This window comes from Rhodococcus sp. YH3-3 (genome assembly GCF_001653035.1).
Classification (GTDB): domain Bacteria; phylum Actinomycetota; class Actinomycetes; order Mycobacteriales; family Mycobacteriaceae; genus Rhodococcus_F; species Rhodococcus_F qingshengii.
Map to the genome: position 1 here is coordinate 591,800 of NZ_BCWH01000002.1, position 20,517 is coordinate 612,316.

Below are 20,517 nucleotides of genomic sequence, written 5' to 3' on the forward strand. Positions count from 1 at the left end.
CGGCGCCTCAGACCAATTCGAGTCTTCGGGCCATGTCGGACACGAAAACACCTGTCGGATCGATATTTCTGCGTATCTGGATCCACTCGTCGATTCGCGGATACATCGAGTGGAAGCTTGCTGCGGTAGTCCGAGAGTCCTTGGCGGTGTAGAGGCGACCGCCGAATTCGAGTACCCGTTTGTCGAGGGAGGCGACGAACTCACCCAGGCCTGACTTGATCGGGAAGTCGAAGGCGACGTTCCACCCGGACATCGGAAAGCTCAGTGGCGCTGCGTTTCCCTCGCCGAAAAGTTTGAAGACGTTGAGAGCTGAGTAGTGTCCCGAACGCTGGATATCGCGGATGATGCTCTTGAATTCGTCCACCGCGTCGACGGGCACCACGAACTGGTATTGCAGGAATCCCTTGGACCCGTAGGCACGGTTCCACTCACCGATGAGGTCGAGCGGATGGTAGAACTGCGTCAGGTTCTGCACCTTCCCGATGTAGTTGCCACCAGTGCGGTAGTAGAACTCGCCGATCGCTGACGCCGATAGCTTGTTCATCAAGCCGTTGGGGAAAACATCCGGTGTCGTGAACAGTTGTGGTGCATCGAATTTCAACGGATTCTTCTGCAATTTCAGCGGAAGCTGGTCGACGGTCGCCAACGAACCACGCGTAATCGAGGCCCGGCCGAGCTTCGGCGGCGCACTGACTGCATCGAACCAGGCGCTCGAATACGTGTAGTCGGCTTCGCTGCCGTCGCTGTGAAAAGCGACGGTTTCGTCCAGGCCTGCGGTCAGTGCGCCGTCGTTGACGAAGTATGCCGTTTCGGTCGGTGTCATCTCGAGGGTGACGCGCAGGATGATCCCGGTCAGTCCGATCCCGCCGACGGTAGCCCAGAAGAGTTCGGATGTCGGGCCTTGCGGCTCCAGTGTTCGGATACTGCCGTCAGCAGTGAGCAGATCCATCGAGCGGACATGATTTCCGAAGCTGCCCTCGGTGTGGTGGTTCTTGCCGTGAATATCGCAGGCGATCGCTCCGCCGATGGTTACCTGGCGTGTTCCGGGGAGTACCGGTACCCAGCGACCGAATGGTAGCGCCGCGCGCATCAGCTGATCGAGAGAGACTCCCGCGTCCATCTCCACGAGACGGGACTCGGCATCGATCTTGTGAATTCGACGGAAGGCGGTCATGTCGATGACCAAGCCGCCGGTGTTCTGCGCGTTGTCTCCGTAAGACCGGCCCAGACCACGAGCGATGACTCCACGTCGGAGGTGCAACGGCTTGTCCGCGTTGTCTTCTGCGACGCGGGCGACGGCCTTTGCGATCGCCTCTACATCAGGAGTCGAAACGACATGCGAGGTAGTTCGGGCTGTGCGACCCCAACCGCCGAGGACGGTGGACGCAGCGGTTGGCAGATCGGTGGCGTAGTCGGACACGAAATCCGAGGGTACCTGTTTGCGGACCAACTGGTCTGAAACTGATGGATGCTCGGTTCGCCTATCGCGGGACGTCGAGATCGAAGTACAGGGTCTCGGACCAGTAACCGAGGCCGAGTTCGCGTAGCGGTTCCTCGACGCTCTCCTGAGTCGGCGTGAACAGTCGCTCCCAGAAGCGCGGCTTGGCGGGTGCGAGTGTGGCCAGCGCCGCCTCCATCTCGGCGTCGATGTCCGCCAGACCGGTCATCAGGGCCGTGCCCTGTTCGGCGAACGGTTCGTCGTCCATGTCGAAGATCTCGCCGCACTCGAGGACGAAGTAGTGGTCGGGTTCGGTGTGGCTGCGCAGGAAACGCAGCGCATCGCCGGCCATCGTGCCGAGTTCGGGGTGATCGATTCGGCCGAGGAAGTCTTCGAGCCGGGCGATACCAGGACCACAGGGCGCGGTGACCGCGATCAGGTCGGGGGTGTCGTCCCAGATGATCGACTGTTGGGCGAAGGGATTCACGGACACAAGGATCCTCGGGACCAGCGGTATCGCGTACGACCACTCGGAGATACCGGTGAGACCTCGGGCGCGAGCGGCAGCCGGATTCTCATGCGGAGCAACAGGAGTCGAGTAGAGATAGGTGCGGTTGGCCACTGGCCGAGTCCTTTCTGCGGTCGGTACCTGCGACGCGCGCGATCTAGACCCATACGTCGAAATGCCTTCAAAATGTGTCGGAGCGTCTCGTAGGGCCTAAGTCATCTCTGTCACATTCGCAAAGGTGCAGTGCGACGCGCAATTTCTCGGATTCTCAATTCTCCGAGTTGAATTTGAAGAGAGCGGTCAACTTCATCCCACACCGGCCGTGCGAACCATCGAACGCATCTGACAGGGCCCCACAATATTCTGTCTGGACGCGACAAACTCACCAGGGCGGCCGAGATCAGAGGAAATGCACCAAAAACAGCGACTGTCCAAGTGCTAGGGAGGTCAGCGACAAAGAACAGGGTAATGAATGCGACCCATAGCAGCGCGTAAAACTTCGAAGTTGTTTCCAGTTTCCACCGCCGTGTGGACCGATACACCGACCACCGTAAGTGGGTAAAAAACCAAATAGCTGAAGTAGCGATAATCGCAGAAGTAAACGACCAACCGAAGGACTTGGGCTCAGAGGCAGGGGCTAGCAGAATTACGCTGTATGCGAGGGACGCGAACAAGAGCGAGACGGCCAGGCAGTGCACAATAAGTATGAAAACTGATCGAAAGTTTCGTGTGGATACTGAGGCTGACATGCCGAAAACCTCTTGCCGACGATTTTCAAGCTGGTTGATCTTTTGGTTGATTTGGCTGATGGACCGGCGACGCATCGCTGCATTGTCGGTCTTAAGCCTGATCGATGCAGTCAGCACCAAGCAGCCGAACGCAACGAGTGTCGATAGCACAGCGACGCCTGTGGCCAGCCTGGGCACTCCGATCGTTGAGGGCCAAGCCACCAAAGAAACCGTGAATGCAACCATCGACGATACCGCCGAAAATCCCGTTAGCACCGCACTCCAGAAGTTTGTTTCGACCTGATCGATTACGCTGCGGCTTGGAGTCGCGAAGCTCACCGAGATGGTAATGGTAGCGATCAAACCGAGGACTGCCAAAGAAAATGTCAGCGATGTCCCTGGGTCGACCCAACCGGTCACGTTGCTCAACCACTTGTCGATTTTGCCTTCGGGGGCTGATTGTGGCCAACCTTCGGCCCACAGAATGGCCGTGCAGAACAAGCTCAGGATAGTGGTGGACACTAGTCCCCACCAAAACCTCCCGCGCGAGAATTTGTGAGCCGCGTCGATAGATTCCGCCGGTGGCAATCGAAATTGACCAGAGTCTTCCTGTTGCGTCGACGAGCGGACGTTATGTGCAAACAACCTATCCTGCCGTTGATACGCGCGCCGAGCGTTCAGCGCCGCAAGTATCGCCACACCCAGAGTTGCGATGCTTGCCGCCCCTGCGAGATCTAGCCGTTTCCATGTGTGAAACCTCAACAACGACCCCTCATCAGTACATGTCGGTATATCCGTGCGGAGCGAAGCTGGCTCTCTACGGGCCCCGGATCCCATTTGCTGTGGCCGACGGTATCCGAAGAAACGTCTAATCAACCACCGGCAATGTCTCACTCGACAGCCAGAATCAGCGCAATCCGAACACAAGGGTGTCGGACTAGCTCGCGCCCACCATCCTCAATGCCAGGTCTCCGTACAGTTTTCCGATGTCTTCCGGATTCGTGTAATTGCCGGCTGGGAACCAGCGGCACACGTCGACGCACAGGGACATCAGGGCGAGGGTGACGCCTTCGGCATCAGGGATCGTGAAGTCGCCCGACCGGACGCCGGCGTCGACAACCTCCCGAACCACCCGCGTCGTGCTGCGGCGAAGAGCGACGACGGTTCGGTAGTGCTCTGGTGTGAGGGCAGTGAGTTCGTACTGGACGACGCGAGCGAGTGAGTGGTGCCCGGCCTGCCAACTGGCGAAGGTGCTGATCAGTTCCTGCAAGCGAACGGACGGTTCTTCACCAGGTCGGTCGGCGCCCTCGACCACCTTCAACGCTTCGGTGTGGCCTTCGAAGCTGATCGCGAAAAGCAGCTCTTCTTTCGAGCGGTAGTGCGGGTACATGGCGGCGGGACTCATGTCGAGTCGCGCGGCGATGTCACGGGTGGTGGTGCCGCCGTAGCCCGCGGAGGCAAAAGCGTCCACGGCTGCCGCGCGGATACGGGCCGCAGCTTTGGAGGGGCTGATCACCACGTCAGGTGAATCGCTCACGGTTTCCTCCATGTGTGACGGATTTCGATGTTGACAATATCCCGCTCTCGATTCACCATAAGCAGGTGCTTAGATTCTAAGCGAATGCTTAGGAACATCGTTACGTGTGGCTTTGCCACGCCGAAAGGAAGCAACTCGTCATGCGTCGCACTCTGTACGGACCCGATCACGAGGCATTTCGCGAATCTGCTCGCGAATTCGTCAACCGGAACATCCTTCCGGTCGCAGAGAAGCTGATCGACCAGCGCTTCATCGATCGTGAAATCTGGCTCGAAGCGGGACGCAACGGCTTCCTCGGACTCGAGGTTCCGGAGGCGTACGGCGGAAGCGAAGCCGGCGACTACCGCTTCAACGCGGTTCTGGCCGAAGAGCTCTCGCGCGCCAGTGCAGCTGTTGCCTCGAGCTTCGGCATTCACGCCGACGTCGTTGCTCCCTACCTCGTTCAGCTCACCACCGAAGAGCAGAAGCAGCGTTGGCTGCCCAAGTTCTGCACCGGTGAGATGCTGACGGCCATCGGCATGACCGAGCCTTCCGGTGGATCCGACCTCGCCTCGCTCAAGACCACTGCGGTCAAGGACGGCGACGACTGGATCATCAACGGCTCCAAGACCTTCATCACCAACGGCTACAACGCCGACCTCGTGATCGTGGCGGCTCGGACCAGTCCCGAGAAGAAGTCCAAGGGCATCACCCTCTTTGCCGTCGAGACCGGCATGGAAGGCTTCGAGCGCGGACGCAAGCTCGACAAGGTCGGCCAGCACGAGTCCGATACCGCCGAACTGTTCTTCGAGAACGTTCGCGTGCCGTCCACCAACATCATCGGTGAGATCGACCGCGGCTTCATCCACATGATGGAAATGCTGCCGCAGGAGCGCGTCGGCGCTGCGGTGTCCAACATCGCGCACGCCGCTCCGATCCTCGAAGAGACGCTGCAATATGCCAAGGACCGCAAGGCTTTCGGTCAGCCGATCGGCTCGCTGCAGTGGAACAAATTCCTTCTCGCGGATCTCGTCACCCGCATCGAGGTCACCCAGGCCTACGTCGACAACTGCGTCGCGGCACACGCTGCCGGCGAGCTGACCGCCATCGACGCCGCCAAGGCTAAGTGGTGGACCGCGCAGGTGCAGAACGAGGTCCTCGATCACTGCGTTCAGTTGCACGGTGGCTACGGCTTCATGACCGAGTACCGCGCCGCTCGCGCGTGGATGGACGCCCGCGTCACCAAGATCTGGGCCGGATCCAACGAGATCATGAAGGAACTCATCGGCCGCGATCTCGGCCTGTAATTTCGCAACTGCAGTCGATACGTCACTGCAACCGCCACTTCCCGAACCCGACGACACAGGAGCATCACCGCGCATGTCTGTTCTCGACAAGTTCTCTCTGACCGATCGAGTGGTCATCGTGACCGGTGCGTCGTCGGGCCTCGGGGTGGCGTTTGCGAAAGCCGCAGCAGAGGCCGGCGCGGACGTCGTCCTCGCTGCTCGCCGCGTCGACAAGCTCGAAGACACGGCCAAGCTCGTGCGTGACGCAGGCCGCGAAGCATTGTGCGTGGCCACCGACATCGTCGATCCGGCTCAGGCTCAGAACATGGTCGACGCCGCGATGGAGAAGTTCGGCCGCGTGGACGTGCTGGTCAACAACGCCGGCGTCGGAACTGCCGTTCCGGCGACCCGCGAGACCCCGGACCAGTTCCGCGCCGTCATCGACATCAACCTCAACGGGTCCTACTGGGCAGCGCAGGCCTGCGGCCGCGTCATGCTCCCGGGCAGCTCCATCGTCAACATCTCGAGCATTCTCGGATTGACGACCGCCGGACTCCCGCAGGCCGCCTATGCGGCGAGCAAGGCAGGCGTCGTCGGATTGACCCGCGACCTCGCACAGCAGTGGGGAACGCGCAAGGGCATTCGCGTCAACGCGATCGCGCCCGGCTTCTTCAAGTCGGAAATGACAGACCAATACAACGACGGTTACTTGGACGCGATGGCTCCGCGCCTGATCCTCGGCCGCATGGGCGATCCGGAAGAGCTCGCGGCCACCATGGTGTGGCTCGCGTCCGAGGCCGGCGGATACGTCACCGGTCAGACCATCGCCGTCGACGGAGGAATCACCATCACCTGACGCCGATGCCGAGATGTCGCCGGCTTTGCCGTATAAGTAGCTGGTGACCTCTCGCGCCGAACCTCAGGAGAACTGGGAAGACCGTCCGCCACCATCCATGGCTGCGACGGAGCTTCTGCGTGACCTGCCGGTGACTGCCCGCGGCGTCCGGACCAGGGCTTCTCTGGTCGCAGCGGCTCGAACGGTGTTCGAGCGCGCAGGGTATCTCGACGCCCGTCTCACGGACATCACCAAGGAAGCGAACTGCTCCACCGGCACGTTCTACACCTACTTCGACAACAAAGAGCAGATCTTCGCCGCAGTTCTCGACGTCGCGCAGGAAGACATGCTGCACCCAGGCATGGGACGGGTCCGCGACGTCGACAATCCGTATGCGGTCCTCGAATCGAGCAACCGTGCCTACCTGACGGCTTTTCGCCGCAACGCCAAACTCATGGGCCTACTCGAGCAGGTATCGCACATCGACCCGGCCTTCGCGAAACTGCGTCGGGACCGAGCCGAGACCTTCATTTCTCGCAATGCCCGAGCCATCGAACGCTTGCAAGCAGCTGGCAAGGCAGACGCCTCGTTGGACCCGCTGCTGGCTTCCCGAGCACTGTCGGCGATGGTGAGCCGTCTTGCCTACAGTTCATTCGTCTCCGAGGAACCTGGCGCCGACGGCAACCCCGTCCCGTTCGAGGACGTCGTCAAGACGGCTACTCAGGTGTGGGCCAACGCGCTGGGACTCGAAGGCGACCGCGGGTAGTTTCAGCCTTCGCCGCGGGCCGCGAACTGCTCCTCGAGGCTGTGGCGCAGTGTTTCCTCGCTGTTCTTGACAGCGTTTTCGACGAACGGCCCGATCAATCGGCCGAGTGCCTTGCCGGCAATGCCGCCGGGCAGTTTGTAGGCGAAGTCGACGGAAAGCTCGGTCTTGGAATCGTCGATCGCGGCGAACTCCCACGTGGACGAGTTGGATACACCGCCGAGCGAGGACAGCTTGATGATCCGATTCTTCTCCCACTCGGTGACCTCGAGTTTGGAGCGCAACGTGCTCGGCCCGATCTGCATGGCCGCGTCGAACGTGGCGCCGAGTCCCTGATCGAACTCTCCGAACGGGGTGAACTCGGAAACACCGAACATCCACGTCGGGACATTGCGGTAGTCGTCGATGTAGTCGAAGGCGACATCAACCGGCACGGCAGCAACCGCGGTGTGGCGAACATGGATCATGACTGGTCCCTGTCTTTCGGTGAACACCGACTCTAACCAATGGCTCCGACGTGTTCGGCGGCGGCGCAAGAGCGATCTACGGTATCGGTATGACGAACGAGCTTCCGGTACGCGGGTCCTGGCGCGATTACGAAGACCTGGGACTACCGAAACCGCTCGCTGCGGCGTTGGAGGCGTTCGTCGAGCAGGGCTATCACGGGACTTCGATCCGTGACGTCGCGTCGCGGTCCGGGCTGTCGGTGCCGGGGCTCTACCACCACTACCCGTCCAAGCAAGCTCTGCTGATCGGTCTGGCGACCGTTGTGATGACGGAGTTGTTGGAGCGAAGCCGCGCCGCCGAACTCGATGCCGGGGACGATCCCTCCGATCGCTTCGACGCGGTGATCGAATCTCTGTTGCGGTTCCACATGTTTCGACGCGAGCAGTCGTTCGTCGCCTCCTCGGAGATCCGCAGCATGGAGCCCGACAGCCGGGCTGGTTACATCGCCCAGCGCGACGAACAGCAGAAGCAGGTGGACCGGATCGTCCTCGACGGCGTCGCTTCGGGAGTGTTCGAGGCCGACCATCCCGAGGACGCCAGCCGAGCCGTGGTGACGATGTGCGTCGCCGTCGCGGTCTGGTACCGACCGGACGGTGAGTTGTCTCCGGACGAGTTGGTGGAGAGGTATTTGGAGATAGCGAGGCGCATGGTGGGGGCGAAGCGGGTGGGGGAGTGACTGTGGGGGCGAAGCGGGTGGGGGAGTAACTGCTGTGTGCAGTGTCGCGGAAGGCGGTCGCCAGCGTTTGGTGTCGGCCACGACGCGTTCAACCTCGCTTTTGTTTGCCTGGGAAATCGCGTAGGTCGGTCGCATTGACCAGCGCGCGGACACGGTTTGTTGCGTTGCGAAGGCGTTCTCCAGCTATCGGATTCCGGACGGCCGCGGCGGCCAACGACTTTGCAACAGTGGTGACTTCATCGCCGCCGGGGATCAGTAGGCGGTCAGCGCCGGCCAGGAGGCTTGCGAGTGCGGTCTCGCGGGTGACCGTCCACGCGTCGTTGCAAAACAGTGCAGGCTCGCTGTAGCTACTTCTACACCGGCACGAGGCTCACCTTCGGGCACACGGCTCGGTCGATCAATTACCAGTGCGCTGATTCTTGCCCTATTGACTCTTCCACGTGCGGTGATACGTTTAACCGCACGAGAATGGTGAATTTTATCCCCCGGTGTCGTTACGCGCAATGATGCAGTGCGCAGTGTCGACCTGGCGGGCGTGCGGCTGCGGGGACTGTTTGGCCTAGGATGTGCGCGATATGTGCATATTTATGGTGAATTAGTTCTCGCACTGCGCATCGTTGTTGTGATGGCGACTCCGTAACGTGATTTGGACAACGCTGATTGCAGTACATGACGTGCCTCGCAACCCTATTGAGGGGCACGCGTGTGCAGATTGAGGACTCACAATGACTACGAACATTTCGGAAGACCGGCCGGCGCTGAGCCTCCAGCGAATTCGGCTCGCCCGGGTTGCGACATTCTTCGGATTCGCGCAATTGGGAGCGGTCATGCTCACGTGGTCGACGAACACCACTGCGCTCCGTGCTCACCTGGGGTGGTCGGGGGAGGGCGGAGACTCGAATTTCGGGCTGGTGGCACTGGCGATCGGCGTCGGCGCTGCAGTCGGCTGCTTCCTCATCGGGCCGTTCGTCGACAGGTACGGTCCGCGAGCCACCTGTATGCCGACGATGATCATCTACCCGTTGATGTATATCCCGTTCGCGTTCTTGCAGGGTATTGCCAGCGCAATGTTCCTCGGCGTGATGATCGGCCTGTTGAGAGGTGCCTTCGATACCGCCTTCAACACACACGGTGTGCAGGTGGAGCGTTACTACGGCAGGCCCATCATGTCTGCGTTCCACGCGGCCTATCCGGCAGGCGGATTCGTCATCGGCCTGGTGGCCAGTGCAATCGCCCGTCACTATGTCGAGAGCCCCGCCGTGGCCTACATCTCGATCGGTGTCACGATGTCGGTTCTCGGAGCTGTGTTCGGTCGCTGGCTGTTGACTCGCGATGAGCTGCTTCCCCCGGCTGCCGCAGTCGCGATCGAGAAGCAATCGACAACCGAGAGATCGGCGTCGACGACGACTTTGCTGATCATGGCCGGATTCGGCCTCTTGATGCTGGCATCGATGCTCAGCGAAGGCGCAATTCTGGACTGGGGACAGGAGTTCGTCCGGCGCCATGCCGATACCAGCGCAGGTATGGCTGCGACAGCTGTGACCTTCTACTCCGGTGCACAATTCGTGGGGCGCCTCTTCGGCGACCGGCTCGCCGAGTACTTCGGTGCGCGCGTCATCGTGGCCGTCAGTGGTGTGATCGGATTCGTCGGTGCCTTGCTCGCGATCGGGGGTGCGTCAGCTCCGTTCGCCCTGGTGGGATTCGTTCTCCTGGGGCTCGGGCTGGCATGCATGGCTCCGCTGATGCTCTCTGCTGCCGGCCGTCGTGACCCCGAGAACGCCGGAAGAAACATCGGAATTGTCAATGCGATCGGCTACGTCGGCATGCTCGCCGGGCCGGCTGCGATCACGCTCATCGTCGACGGATTCGGAATCGGCTGGATGCCGGCGCTGCCGGCAATCTTGCTCCTGCTCATCGCCGTCGGCGGTCCTGTATTGATGAAAACCGTTCCGCGATACTCGGAAACTGAACGTACGGGAAATGCTCCGAAGCCGGAGCATCACACGGTCTCCCACTGAGGTCGAACAAGCATGAGGTCGAACAAGCAGTGGCCCACGTGCGAGTACATCGAAATCCGGTGTACTCGCACTGGTGTCACCGAACGGAAGGAAATTCTGTTCGGGATTTGAGGAAGAAACATGAGCACCGGCGGACCTTCGGAGTCGATCAGACGTTCTGCGCGAGCGCTGATCGTGGATCATTCGTATCGAATACTGTTGTGCGAGTTTCGATCTAGATCCGATGAAACCTATTGGATCACGCCCGGTGGCCGTTGTGAGGAACGTGAGACCCCACGCGGCACACTCGAGCGAGAGCTTCGAGAAGAGGTAGGGCTCGAACTACGCACGACGCAGCCGCTCGTCTGGCGCCAAACGATCATCGATCCAGAGCACTTTCCCGGATTCAGCGGCGTCGACAACTTCTATTTCCTGGTTCGAGTTCATGAATTCGAACCACGAGGGGCACTGACCGACGCAGAATTTCGCGATGAGCACCTACACGGTTTCAGATGGTGGAGTCTGGAAGAGATCGAGAGCTATTCTGGTTCGGCCCTTTTCGCGCCTCACGATATCGCCGAGAGACTCGATCTCACCCTTCGTCGCGGCTCGCCGTGCCCGGTAGTGTGTTTCGGCTCGGATTGATCCAGGTTGCTACTCGTACAGAATCGGGCCGCGCGATCGCTGGCGACACCGACGCCATGTACATGACAAGACACCGACGCTCTGTACAGGAGAATATGCCGCAACTGGGCAGCGACCCGTCGTAGACAACCCCGTGGACGACTCGTGATGCCAATGCCGTTCGAGGTCGACGGGGTTATGTTCGGCGCACCAGGACTGTGCCGTTGGTCGCAGAGTTGGTTCCAGACACGTGAAACATTGCGTGCGCCCAAGGGCGGTCCGCGTTCAGCAACGAATTCTCTTCGATCATCCTGTCGTCGTGATAGCCCTGTGGATCCTCGCCGAGCTCGACCAATCGTTGTCGCGCTGTCTCCGGTGCGGTGTCGACCCACACTGTCGCGTCGTACAACATCCGCAATGAACGGCGGATCGACCCGGCACCTTCCACGAGAAGCAACGTCGTCTGGTCAGGGACAGCGATATCGCGAGGCTTGTCGTGGTTCGGCTGGAAGGTGAATGGAAGCCCATTTCGCCGGATAGGTTCCAGTAATTCCTTGGCGAGCAAGGTATCCCAGCCAAAAAATGTTCGACTGCACGCGATGTCATCTGTGTGCACGATGACCGTCCCTGTACAGTTTGCCGATAACAGTGCGGCCAGCGTCGACTTGCCGGAACCACCCCTCCCATCGATCCCTACGATTGCCGGGCCGCGCCCAACTGAACCGGCCCGCAGAAGTTCCACGAATTGTGGGATCGCGAATCTATTCCAATCCGTATTTTCGTCACGCTCAGTGGGACGTTTCATGAACCTCTACCTTGGATCGAACCAGCTCCGAGTGTGAATTGTGAACGGCTACTGTCCACAGAAGTCGACTGGGACCCGGTTACCCGTCCTGGCCGACTCGAGTATCGAGATGCTCACTGCCAGTGCGTTGGTCGCGTCGAGTCCGTCGACGACTGGTCGGCCGTCACCGCGCGTGGCACGGGTGAAGTGTTCCAGCGTGATGTCGTACGTGTGCCGGCGGTCTTCGACATCGATCTCGTGCGATCCCCGGCGATCGTGCAGAACGACCGACCCGATGGGTTCCGGAGTCATGACGTCGGCTGCATGAAGGCTGCCGGCTGTCCCGTGCACCTCCACATACGTGGGTGCGAATGGCGTAGTGAAAGTGTCGTGGAATCGTACAAGGACGTTGTTCTCGTAGAGAATCGACGAGGAGGCTGCATCTTCGGCTTCGGTCACCCAATCTCCTTGGGCCACAGTGATCGCGCTCGCCGTCAGTGCTCTTGTGCCGAGTAGCGGATTCACGACGGAGGCGTTGTGGCAGGAAAGATCCATGACGGCGCCTGATCCCGGCGTGCTACCGAGTCGCCACCCTCGCAAACGTTCGGGTAGGAGCGACGTGTGGCGAACACTGACCGACAGAATCCGGCCTATGTCGCCGCGCGCCACTGTGCGTCGAATGGCCTGGTGCGTACCTGCTGCGGGCAGGTGGTGGTTGACGCCTAGGACTACGCCGGCGGATTCGCAAGCGGCGGTCATCTTCCGCGCATTGTCGATGCTCGTCGACAGCGGCTTCTCACAGAGAACGTGTTTTCCGGCTGCTGCCGCCGCGCACACCTGCTCGAGGTGGCGATCATTTGCACTGGAGATGTAGACCGCATCGATGAGGGGATCGCTGAGCAGATCGTTCAGCTTGTTCGTTCCGTTCGATATCTCGTTCCGACGTGCGTACTGCTCGGCATGGTCCGCATTTCCGCTGTACACGGAACTGATGTGGTGGCCGGTCCTTCGCAGTGCGGGAATCATTCTCGTTTCGGCGATATCACTCGCACCGACGATTCCCCAGACGAGATGCGGTTGTTCGCTCATCGAAGTATTCCTTCTCGGGCATCGACGATGTCGAATAGACAGCGACGGCTCCGGGTATCGGCCGACTCGACGTCAGGAGTTCGGCGCGGACGAAATCTGGTAGGCCAACCCTACGAAGTGGCGATAGATATCGACAGCGCCAAAACGTGCAAGCGTGAGCCGCTGATCGACCACTGTGAGCAGGCGCGAGCGCTGCACCTGCTCTGACCGTGAGCTTTCGAACGACCGGCATATCATGCACGGATTGGGCAGAATTTGGCAGAAGTGGTTCCCCCTATGTGTCTGTCCGCTGGATCACTTCGCAGGAAAGCTAGGGCTATCAGTTTGATTTCATGCCTCACCTCGAAGGAGCAACCCGCCAATGTCGTTCGTTCTCAAAGCCGCAGTCGGCGAACCAGCGCAGCGTGCCAGCAATCCGGCGGTGGTCGACACTGTCGCGGGTGTGATCGCAGACATTCGTGCCAACGGTGACGACGCGGTCCGCAAGTACTCTGACCGTTTCGACCGGTGGTCACCGGATTCGTTCCGGCTCGACGAAGATCAGATCCGCGAGATCGTCAAGTCCGTCCCGACAACGGTCCTCGAGGACCTGCAGTTCGCGCAGCGTCAGATTCGCGACTTCGCCCAGGCGCAGCGCGACACCATCACAGACCTCGAGGTCGAGACTCTGCCCGGCGTGTTCTTGGGGCACCGGAACATTCCGATCGACGCGGCTGCAGCTTACGTTCCGGGTGGCAGGTACCCGCTGACAGCGTCGGCGCACATGACGGTGCTGACCGCGAAGGTCGCTGGCGTCGAACGCGTCGCGGCTACGACGCCCCCGAATGACGGGCTTCCGCCCCAGATCAGCATCACCGCAATGCATCTCGCCGGGGCCGACGAGATTTTCGTGCTCGGTGGCGTACAGGCGATTGCAGCGCTGGCTCTCGGTACCGAGACGATCGATCCTGTCTCGATCCTCACGGGGCCGGGCAACGCATACGTGGCAGAGGCAAAGCGTCAACTCTTCGGTGAGGTCGGAATCGATCTCTTTGCAGGTCCCACCGAAACACTGATCGTTGCCGACGAGTGCGCCGACCCGTTCACCATCGCAGTGGATCTACTCAGCCAGGCTGAACACGGTCCGGATTCACCGTGTGTGTTGATCACGACGTCCGAGGCTGTGGGCAACGAGGTGATCAAACACATCGACGCATTGCTACCCGGTCTGGAGACGAACGCGATCGCCGGGCCCGCTTGGCGCGACCACGGACAGATCCACGTTGTCGAGACTCTCTCCGAAGCATATGAACTCGCGGACAAGTTTGCCTCCGAGCACGTACAGATCCTGACGCAGAATCCGCGTGAAGCGCTCGACAGCATGAGCAACTACGGTGCCCTTTTTCTGGGGGAAGGAACGTGTGTTCCATACGGCGACAAAGTGATCGGGACCAACCACGTACTTCCTACTCTTGGCGCTGCGCGCTACACCGGAGGGCTCTGGGTAGGGAAGTTCCTCAAAACCCTCACTTTCCAGGAGGTGCGCGATCCGGCGGCGAGCGCCAGGATCGGCGAGATCGCTGCGCGACTGTCCCGACTGGAACGCTTCGAAGGCCACGCCCGTTCAGGTGACCTGCGTGCGGCGAAGTTCGGTGGAGCCGAACTACCGTGGGGCGAGATCCCGGTGGCGGCAAACCTCAAATGACGATGCGCATCGAGCACGACCTGCTCGGTGATCGCGAAGTGCCTGCGGAGGCCTACTACGGCATCCACACGCTGAGAGCACTGGAGAACTTCCCGATCACCGGTATTCCTCTCTCGGTCCACCCGGACATGGTATCGGCGTTGGCTGCGGTCAAGCAGGCCGCTGCTCGGGCGAACGCCGACCTCGGAATCCTCTCGCCCGAGCATGCAGCGGCGATCGAGCAAGCTTGCAAGGAGATTCGTGCGGGCAGGTTCACCGACCAGTTCGTCGTCGACGTCATTCAGGGTGGTGCCGGCACGTCATCGAACATGAACGCCAACGAAGTGGTCGCGAACCGCGCGCTCGAAATTCTCGGCGGCGAACGGGGGCAGTACCAATTCCTCCATCCGCTCGAACACGTCAACATGAGTCAGAGCACCAACGACGTCTACCCCACCGCGATCAAAATCGGCTTGCAAGGTGCCGTCACCAGGCTTCGAGGTGCGATGGACGAACTTGCAGGCGCATTCGCGGAGAAAGCAGCCGAGTTCTCCCACGTGCTCAAGGTCGGGCGGACTCAGTTGCAAGACGCGGTCCCGATGACTCTCGGTCAAGAGATTGTCACGTTCGCCGTGATGATCAAGGAGGACTCTCAGAGACTGGAAGAGGCCGCTCGGTTGATCTCGGAGATCAACCTGGGAGGGACGGCGATAGGTACCGGTCTCAATGCGCACCCGGAGTACGCCAGACGTGTGCGTGAGCATCTGGTGTCGATCACCGGTCTCGACATCTCGACGGCATCGGATCTCATCGAAGCAACCCAGGACGTCGGGGCCTTCGTTCAGCTGTCGGGAGTGCTCAAGCGTACCGCGGTCAAACTGTCCAAGATCTGCAACGATCTGAGATTGCTGTCCTCAGGCCCACGAGCAGGTCTGGGTGAGATCAATTTACCTGCGGTGCAGGCAGGTTCGTCGATCATGCCCGGAAAGGTCAATCCGGTCATTCCGGAAGTGGTCAATCAGATTGCCTACCGGGTGGTGGGAAACGATCTGACCATCACCATGGCTGCCGAGGCGGGTCAACTGCAGCTCAACGCATTCGAACCGGTCATTGCACACAGCTTGTTCGAGACTGCAGAACTCCTCACGCGGGGCTGCACTGTGTTGCGCGAGCGATGCGTGATCGGCATTACCGCCAACGTCGAGCATCTCGAACGAACGGTCGCGGCTTCGATCGGTGTCGTGACCGCGCTCAATCCCTACATCGGCTACACAGCCGCGACGGAATTGGCGGCGGACGCGCTTGCTTCCGGTCGTACCGTCGTGGAGTTGGTGCTCGAACGCGGGTTGTTGGGCAAGGAGGATTTGGACGCGATCATGGAGCCTGCGAATTTGGCACGAACTGCGATCGTGTCGGCTCCCGATTTCGATCCACTCGTCCCGTCGACCTGACCAGGTCTTCAGGGCGGTTGACACCGCACATGTGGGCGGTATCGTTTAGTGATACGTATAACTACTTGCAGTCCTGTTGTGTCAGGATTGACAGAAGCTGAGTCGGCACGGTTCAAGGACGTACCGCGCCAAGCCAGCCAGGAGACGGAAACCATGTTCGAAAAGACACGAATGGACAGTCATCCCCCCTGTAAGAGCAACTACGACGTCATCGTCGTGGGAAGCGGAATGGGGGGTGGAACGATGGCATACGCTCTCAAGGATTCCGGCCTCGATGTGCTCTTGATCGAGAGGGGAGACTTCCTTCCACAGGAACGTCAGAATTGGGACCCCCGAGCGGTGTTCGAGAAAGATCGGTACAAGAACGCCGAAAAATGGGTCGACACCGAAGGGCGGGAGTTCGCCCCCGGCACCTACTATTACGTCGGCGGAAACACCAAATTCTACGGTGGCTCGTTGGTCAGGTTCAGGAGAGAGGATTTTCAGTCCTCACGGCATCAGGACGGTGAATCGCCGGCATGGCCGTTCTCGTATGACGATCTCGAACCCTACTACGCACGTGCCGAGCAGGTGTACAAGGTTCACGGCGACCACACCGACGACCCGACGTTGCCACGCGACCAACCATTTCCGTACCCTCCCGTAGGGCACGAGCCAGCGATACAGCAGGTCGCCGACGACATGCGTAAGGCGGGTTTCACCCCTTCCAATCTCCCTCTCGGGGTCGACCTTCGGCAGGGTGGGTCATGTATTCGATGCAAGACATGCGACGGGTTCCCCTGCCGTACCTTGGCGAAATCGGATGCCGACGTCTGTTGCGTGCGACCCGCACTCGATTCGGGCAACGTCGAAATCGTCACGAACGGGTACGTGGAGAAGGTGTTAACCGACGATTCCGGACGTCGAGCATCAGGCGTCGAAGTGACCCATCGCGGCGTCACCTCCACAGTACGTGCGGATACGGTCGTAATCTCCTGTGGTGCGGTCAATTCTGCAGCGCTGCTGCTACGTTCGGCCACATCTGTCCATCCTGACGGGCTCGCAAATTCCTCCGGAATGGTCGGTCGTAACTACATGGTGCACATGAACTCGATCATGGTGGCCATCGACCCACTCAAGAAGAACAAGTCCGAATTTCAAAAGACGTTGTACTTCAACGACTTCTACCTGCGTGGCACTGACGATCATCCGTATCCGCTAGGCCACGTGCAACTGATCGGGAAGCTCCAAGCGGAGATGATCAAGGGGCAACGGCCCCACATCCCCAAATGGGCGTTGAGCCTTGCCACGAACCGTAGTACCGATTGGTGGCTGTTCACGGAGGATCTGCCCAACCCTGAAAATCGTGTCACGCTGACTCCCGGAGGGCGTATCCAGATCGCATGGAAACCGAATAACGTCCGGGCACACGAGGTTCTGGTTCGCGAGACGCGAAAAATGCTTCGCAAGATCGGATTTCCGGTGGTCATCAGTGAAGGAACAGGGATAGAGGTCAACTCGCATCAGGCCGGAACCGTTCGGCTCGGTACCGACCCGGCTACATCGGTCCTCGATCCGAGTTGCCAGGCACACGATGTCGACAACCTGTATGTCGTCGACTCCTCCTTCTTTCCGTCGCTCCCGGTGATGAATCCGGCGCTGTCGATCGCGGCGAACGCGTTGCGTGTTGCAGATTCGATCATCGCTCGAAGCGGCGACTCCACGGCGGGTGCATCGCACGGCTCGTCGATCTCTGCATAAATTGCTCACCCCCAATTCTTTTCGATTCGAAAGTGAAGAACATGACTGTGCAAAAGCTCACCGGTGGCCAGATGGTGGTCGACATACTGATCCGTGAAGGAGTTGAAAAGGTATTCGCTATTCCGGGACACGGCAATACGGCGTTACTTGATGCGTTCGTCGACCGGGCCGACGAAATCGAGTTGGTTCCCGCCATCCACGAGCAGGGCGCCGCACACATGGCCGACGGCTACTACCGCGCATCGGGCAAGATCGCGGCCGTCTGTACTTCCATCGGACCGGGAGCGACAAACACCGTAACCGGAATCGCGACTGCGTTCGCGGACTCGCAGCCGATGATTCTGATCACCGGCGCCGTTCACACGTATATGGAGAACCGCGGCGTCCTCCAGGAGATCGATCGGCCGCACGGGAACAATTTCCCACGGATGGTCGAGCCGGTCGTCAAGCGCTGGTGGCAGCCCGGTCGACTCGAGCAGCTACCTTCCGCGATGGCTCAGGCGTTCAACACGATGCTCGAAGGTCGCAGAGGGCCTGTCCTGGTGGATATCCCGCAGGACCTGCAAGCTGAGTACGGCGACTATGTTCCAGAGTTGTACTCGCGCCGAGCTCAGACCCGGGCGACTGGTGATCCCGTCGCCATTGCCGAGGCAGCCAAGCTACTGGCGGGTGCTAAGCGTCCCGTGATCCTCGCTGGCGGAGGCGTCATCGCAGCCGAGGCCGGTGCGGAACTCCTCACACTGGCGGAACGTCTCGGCGCTCCCGTGACGCACTCCTTCCAGGGCAAAGGCGCATTCCCTGCAGACCACGATCTGTACGCGTGGCCGTGCGGCGACATGGGATCGATTCCGGGTAACGGAGTCACCAAGACCGCCGACGTCATTCTTGCAGTGGGTTGCCGATTCAGCGATCGCATCACGTCCTCGTACCGCCCCGGAGTCACATTCGACATCCCTAACACGAAACTCGTTCACATAGACATCGACGGATTCGAGATCGGCCGCAACTACCCGGTCGAGGTCGGGATCGTCGGCGACGCCAAGACCTCGCTCTCGTCTCTGATCGACGAACTCGGCGCACCGGCAGCGGATTACGACTTCCGGGCAACCGACTACTACGCCGAACTTCAGGACTTGAAGGCACAGTGGGACGAGCACCTGCGCCCTATGCGTGAGACCGACTACTTGCCGATGACCAACTCGCGGGCAATGGTCGAGATCCGAAAGGTCCTTCCGCGTAACGGAATTCTGGTCACCGATTCCAGCAACCCGGCAAATCAGGCGTTCAACGAATTCCCGATCTACGAGCCGAAGAGCAACATCGTTGCCGGCGGATTCTCCGGAATCGGATTCGGTGTACCTGCCGCGATCGGCGCCGCGATCGGCGCACCGGACAAGCCGGTTCTCGCGCTCGTCGGCGATGGCGCGTTCCTACAGACCGGCACGGAGATCGCAGCTGCCGCCATGAGCGGCGTCAATGTCGTCTTCGTCGTTCTGAACAACGGTGGCTGGGAAGCAATCAAGGACCTCCAGATCAATCTCTTCGGCGCGGAACGGGAAATCATCTCAGGCTGGAAGTTGCCGGATGGATCCCCGTACTTCGCCGATATCACTGCGTTCGCGCAGTCTCTCGGATGCAAGTCCGAGCGAGTCGAGGATCCCGCAAAGCTCGGCGCCGCTGTTCAGCGCGCATTCGAGACCGAGGGCCCCGTAGTCATCGAGGCGATCAGTGCTCGCGAGCTTCCCTGGACCGAGATGCATGCAATGGGTTGGTGGGATATCACCGTGCCGGCCTACCACGGCGAAGTTCGAGACGACTACGTGAACCAGCGCGGCTTCTGACCCACCCCTCACCGGAAAGTAGTTGTAAGTCATGGGCAACATCAAACTCGGACTTAATCTGGAGTTCGCGCGATACGAGAACGGCTCTTTCGATTGGGCCATGGACCAAGCTGCCGAGATCGGCTACAAGTACGTCGAGCCGATGGTGCACTGGGGTCGTGAACTGCTCAGTGCAGCAGGATATTTCCACAGCCGTTCCATGCTCGACGATCCGTTGATCCTGCGGAATGCGGCCGAAGATCGCGGTCTCAGCATCTCGTCGCTGTCGAGCCACGCGCCACTCGCCAAGCCGGAGGTGGCAGTGGAGTACTTCCGCCAGGCCATCCGCTACGCCGCGGAGGTGGGTTCTCCGATGATCATGGTCGACGATGGACCCACCCCGTCCTGGACCACGGAGGAAGAGAACTACACGCTCATGCGGTACACCCTGAAGGAGGCAGCGCTGGTCGCGGAGCCCCGGGGTATCAAGATCGCAATCGAGACCCACGGGCCGTACACCGCGACTCCGGAGCGCCTCGACAAGATCATGAATTTGGTCGACAGTCCTGCCCTGACGATCAACCTCGATACCGGAAACAGCTACCTGAGTGAGAACGATCCGCACGAGTGGCTCGAAGCCATCATCGGTCAGGTCACGCACTTGCACGCCAAGGACATTGCGGTGGACGACGCGAAACGTCTACGCGGAAAAGTGAGAGGCATGCTGGGATGCGCCTGCGGTGAAGGTGTCATCGACTGGAAGCGCATCGTCGACACGCTCGCCGCGGCCGACCACGACGTCGTCTTGTCGGTGGAGTGCGGCACGCTCGACGCCGCGAAGAAGAGCTACACCCACCTCAGCGCATTGATCGAAGCAGTCGGTCAGTAGCCGTGTTCGGTTTGGAGATGCATCCGGGAAACATGAATACAGTCGTGATCATGAACCCGTCCGTGATGAAGCAGAGGATTCCGAACGGTGAAGTACCGACCGTCGAGGAGTTCGTGACAGCCCCGCCTGCCTTACGCGCACTGCCGATCCCGCGGATCGAAGCCGTCGATGGCCGAGTACAGATCAACTAACCGAACACCGAA

19 protein-coding genes are annotated in these 20,517 nt (G+C 60.4%); 13 read left to right on the forward strand and 6 right to left on the reverse strand.

Going from position 1 to position 20,517, the window contains the following annotated elements:
• Positions 1 to 7: 7 nt before the first annotated feature.
• Together YH3_RS15515 and YH3_RS15520 are read right to left on the reverse strand one after the other, a co-directional pair.
• Positions 8 to 1,420 carry an FAD-binding oxidoreductase gene (locus YH3_RS15515; protein WP_064444201.1) on the reverse strand — a complete coding sequence of 471 codons (1,413 nt, stop codon included), beginning with the start codon at positions 1,418 to 1,420 and terminating at the stop codon, positions 8 to 10.
• 61 nt (positions 1,421 to 1,481) lie between these two features.
• Positions 1,482 to 2,060 carry a hypothetical protein gene (locus tag YH3_RS15520; protein ID WP_064443681.1) on the reverse strand — a complete coding sequence of 193 codons (579 nt, stop codon included), beginning with the start codon at positions 2,058 to 2,060 and terminating at the stop codon, positions 1,482 to 1,484.
• Between the two features lie 633 nt (positions 2,061 to 2,693).
• Here YH3_RS15520 and YH3_RS35585 point away from each other — a divergent pair.
• Positions 2,694 to 2,978, forward strand: a complete 285-nt coding sequence (locus YH3_RS35585) for a hypothetical protein (protein WP_139182788.1) — start codon at positions 2,694 to 2,696, stop codon at positions 2,976 to 2,978.
• A 633-nt stretch (positions 2,979 to 3,611) separates the two neighbouring features.
• On the opposite strand, the gene YH3_RS15535 is transcribed toward YH3_RS35585, so the two are convergent.
• Positions 3,612 to 4,211, reverse strand: coding sequence for a TetR/AcrR family transcriptional regulator (locus YH3_RS15535; RefSeq protein ID WP_238592626.1), 600 nt, complete (start codon positions 4,209 to 4,211; stop codon positions 3,612 to 3,614).
• Positions 4,212 to 4,351: 140 nt separating this feature from the next.
• Here YH3_RS15535 and YH3_RS15540 point away from each other — a divergent pair, with 140 nt between their 5' ends.
• The 3 genes from YH3_RS15540 (at position 4,352) to YH3_RS15550 (ending at position 7,077) form a co-directional block, all read left to right on the forward strand.
• Positions 4,352 to 5,497, forward strand: coding sequence for an acyl-CoA dehydrogenase family protein (locus YH3_RS15540; protein WP_007730036.1), 1,146 nt, complete (start codon positions 4,352 to 4,354; stop codon positions 5,495 to 5,497).
• Positions 5,498 to 5,570: 73 nt separating this feature from the next.
• A complete protein-coding gene (locus YH3_RS15545; protein ID WP_003939707.1) occupies positions 5,571 to 6,332 on the forward strand; it encodes an SDR family NAD(P)-dependent oxidoreductase in 762 nt (253 codons plus the stop codon).
• Between the two features lie 97 nt (positions 6,333 to 6,429).
• A complete protein-coding gene (locus YH3_RS15550; protein ID WP_007730038.1) occupies positions 6,430 to 7,077 on the forward strand; it encodes a TetR/AcrR family transcriptional regulator in 648 nt (215 codons plus the stop codon).
• Between the two features lie 2 nt (positions 7,078 to 7,079).
• On the opposite strand, the gene YH3_RS15555 is transcribed toward YH3_RS15550, so the two are convergent.
• Positions 7,080 to 7,541: an SRPBCC family protein gene (locus YH3_RS15555; RefSeq protein WP_064443685.1), complete on the reverse strand. Its 462-nt coding sequence runs from the start codon at positions 7,539 to 7,541 to the stop codon at positions 7,080 to 7,082.
• An 89-nt stretch (positions 7,542 to 7,630) separates the two neighbouring features.
• On the opposite strand from YH3_RS15555, the gene YH3_RS15560 reads away from it, so the two are divergent.
• From YH3_RS15560 to YH3_RS37315, 3 genes are all read left to right on the forward strand, one after another.
• Positions 7,631 to 8,257 (forward strand): TetR/AcrR family transcriptional regulator, encoded by a 627-nt coding sequence (locus tag YH3_RS15560; protein ID WP_030536574.1) that lies wholly within the window; start codon positions 7,631 to 7,633, stop codon positions 8,255 to 8,257.
• A gap of 725 nt (positions 8,258 to 8,982) precedes the next feature.
• On the forward strand, positions 8,983 to 10,275 hold the full coding sequence (locus tag YH3_RS15565; protein WP_021331879.1) for an MFS transporter: 1,293 nt from the start codon (positions 8,983 to 8,985) through the stop codon (positions 10,273 to 10,275).
• A 120-nt stretch (positions 10,276 to 10,395) separates the two neighbouring features.
• Positions 10,396 to 10,899 (forward strand): NUDIX domain-containing protein, encoded by a 504-nt coding sequence (locus tag YH3_RS37315; protein WP_064443686.1) that lies wholly within the window; start codon positions 10,396 to 10,398, stop codon positions 10,897 to 10,899.
• Positions 10,900 to 11,074: 175 nt separating this feature from the next.
• On the opposite strand, the gene YH3_RS15575 is transcribed toward YH3_RS37315, so the two are convergent.
• The gene (locus tag YH3_RS15575) at positions 11,075 to 11,494 is read right to left on the reverse strand and encodes a hypothetical protein (RefSeq protein ID WP_125052065.1); all 420 of its coding nucleotides are present in this window, start codon (positions 11,492 to 11,494) and stop codon (positions 11,075 to 11,077) included.
• 237 nt (positions 11,495 to 11,731) lie between these two features.
• On the reverse strand, positions 11,732 to 12,751 hold the full coding sequence (locus YH3_RS15580; protein ID WP_042923914.1) for a Gfo/Idh/MocA family protein: 1,020 nt from the start codon (positions 12,749 to 12,751) through the stop codon (positions 11,732 to 11,734).
• 361 nt (positions 12,752 to 13,112) lie between these two features.
• On the opposite strand from YH3_RS15580, the gene hisD reads away from it, so the two are divergent.
• From hisD to YH3_RS36050, 6 genes are all read left to right on the forward strand, one after another.
• Positions 13,113 to 14,435 carry a histidinol dehydrogenase gene (gene hisD / locus YH3_RS15585; RefSeq protein ID WP_042923916.1) on the forward strand — a complete coding sequence of 441 codons (1,323 nt, stop codon included), beginning with the start codon at positions 13,113 to 13,115 and terminating at the stop codon, positions 14,433 to 14,435.
• Positions 14,432 to 15,865: an aspartate ammonia-lyase gene (locus tag YH3_RS15590; protein ID WP_042923920.1), complete on the forward strand. Its 1,434-nt coding sequence runs from the start codon at positions 14,432 to 14,434 to the stop codon at positions 15,863 to 15,865. Before hisD ends, YH3_RS15590 begins: the two co-directional genes overlap by 4 nt.
• Before the next feature lie 153 nt (positions 15,866 to 16,018).
• Positions 16,019 to 17,605 carry a GMC family oxidoreductase gene (locus YH3_RS15595; RefSeq protein WP_058226606.1) on the forward strand — a complete coding sequence of 529 codons (1,587 nt, stop codon included), beginning with the start codon at positions 16,019 to 16,021 and terminating at the stop codon, positions 17,603 to 17,605.
• A gap of 41 nt (positions 17,606 to 17,646) precedes the next feature.
• Positions 17,647 to 19,446, forward strand: a complete 1,800-nt coding sequence (locus YH3_RS15600) for a thiamine pyrophosphate-binding protein (RefSeq protein ID WP_031330783.1) — start codon at positions 17,647 to 17,649, stop codon at positions 19,444 to 19,446.
• A 31-nt stretch (positions 19,447 to 19,477) separates the two neighbouring features.
• Positions 19,478 to 20,314: a sugar phosphate isomerase/epimerase gene (locus tag YH3_RS15605; protein WP_054188413.1), complete on the forward strand. Its 837-nt coding sequence runs from the start codon at positions 19,478 to 19,480 to the stop codon at positions 20,312 to 20,314.
• 50 nt (positions 20,315 to 20,364) lie between these two features.
• A complete protein-coding gene (locus YH3_RS36050) occupies positions 20,365 to 20,505 on the forward strand; it encodes a hypothetical protein (RefSeq protein ID WP_156778931.1) in 141 nt (46 codons plus the stop codon).
• Positions 20,506 to 20,517: the final 12 nt, after the last annotated feature.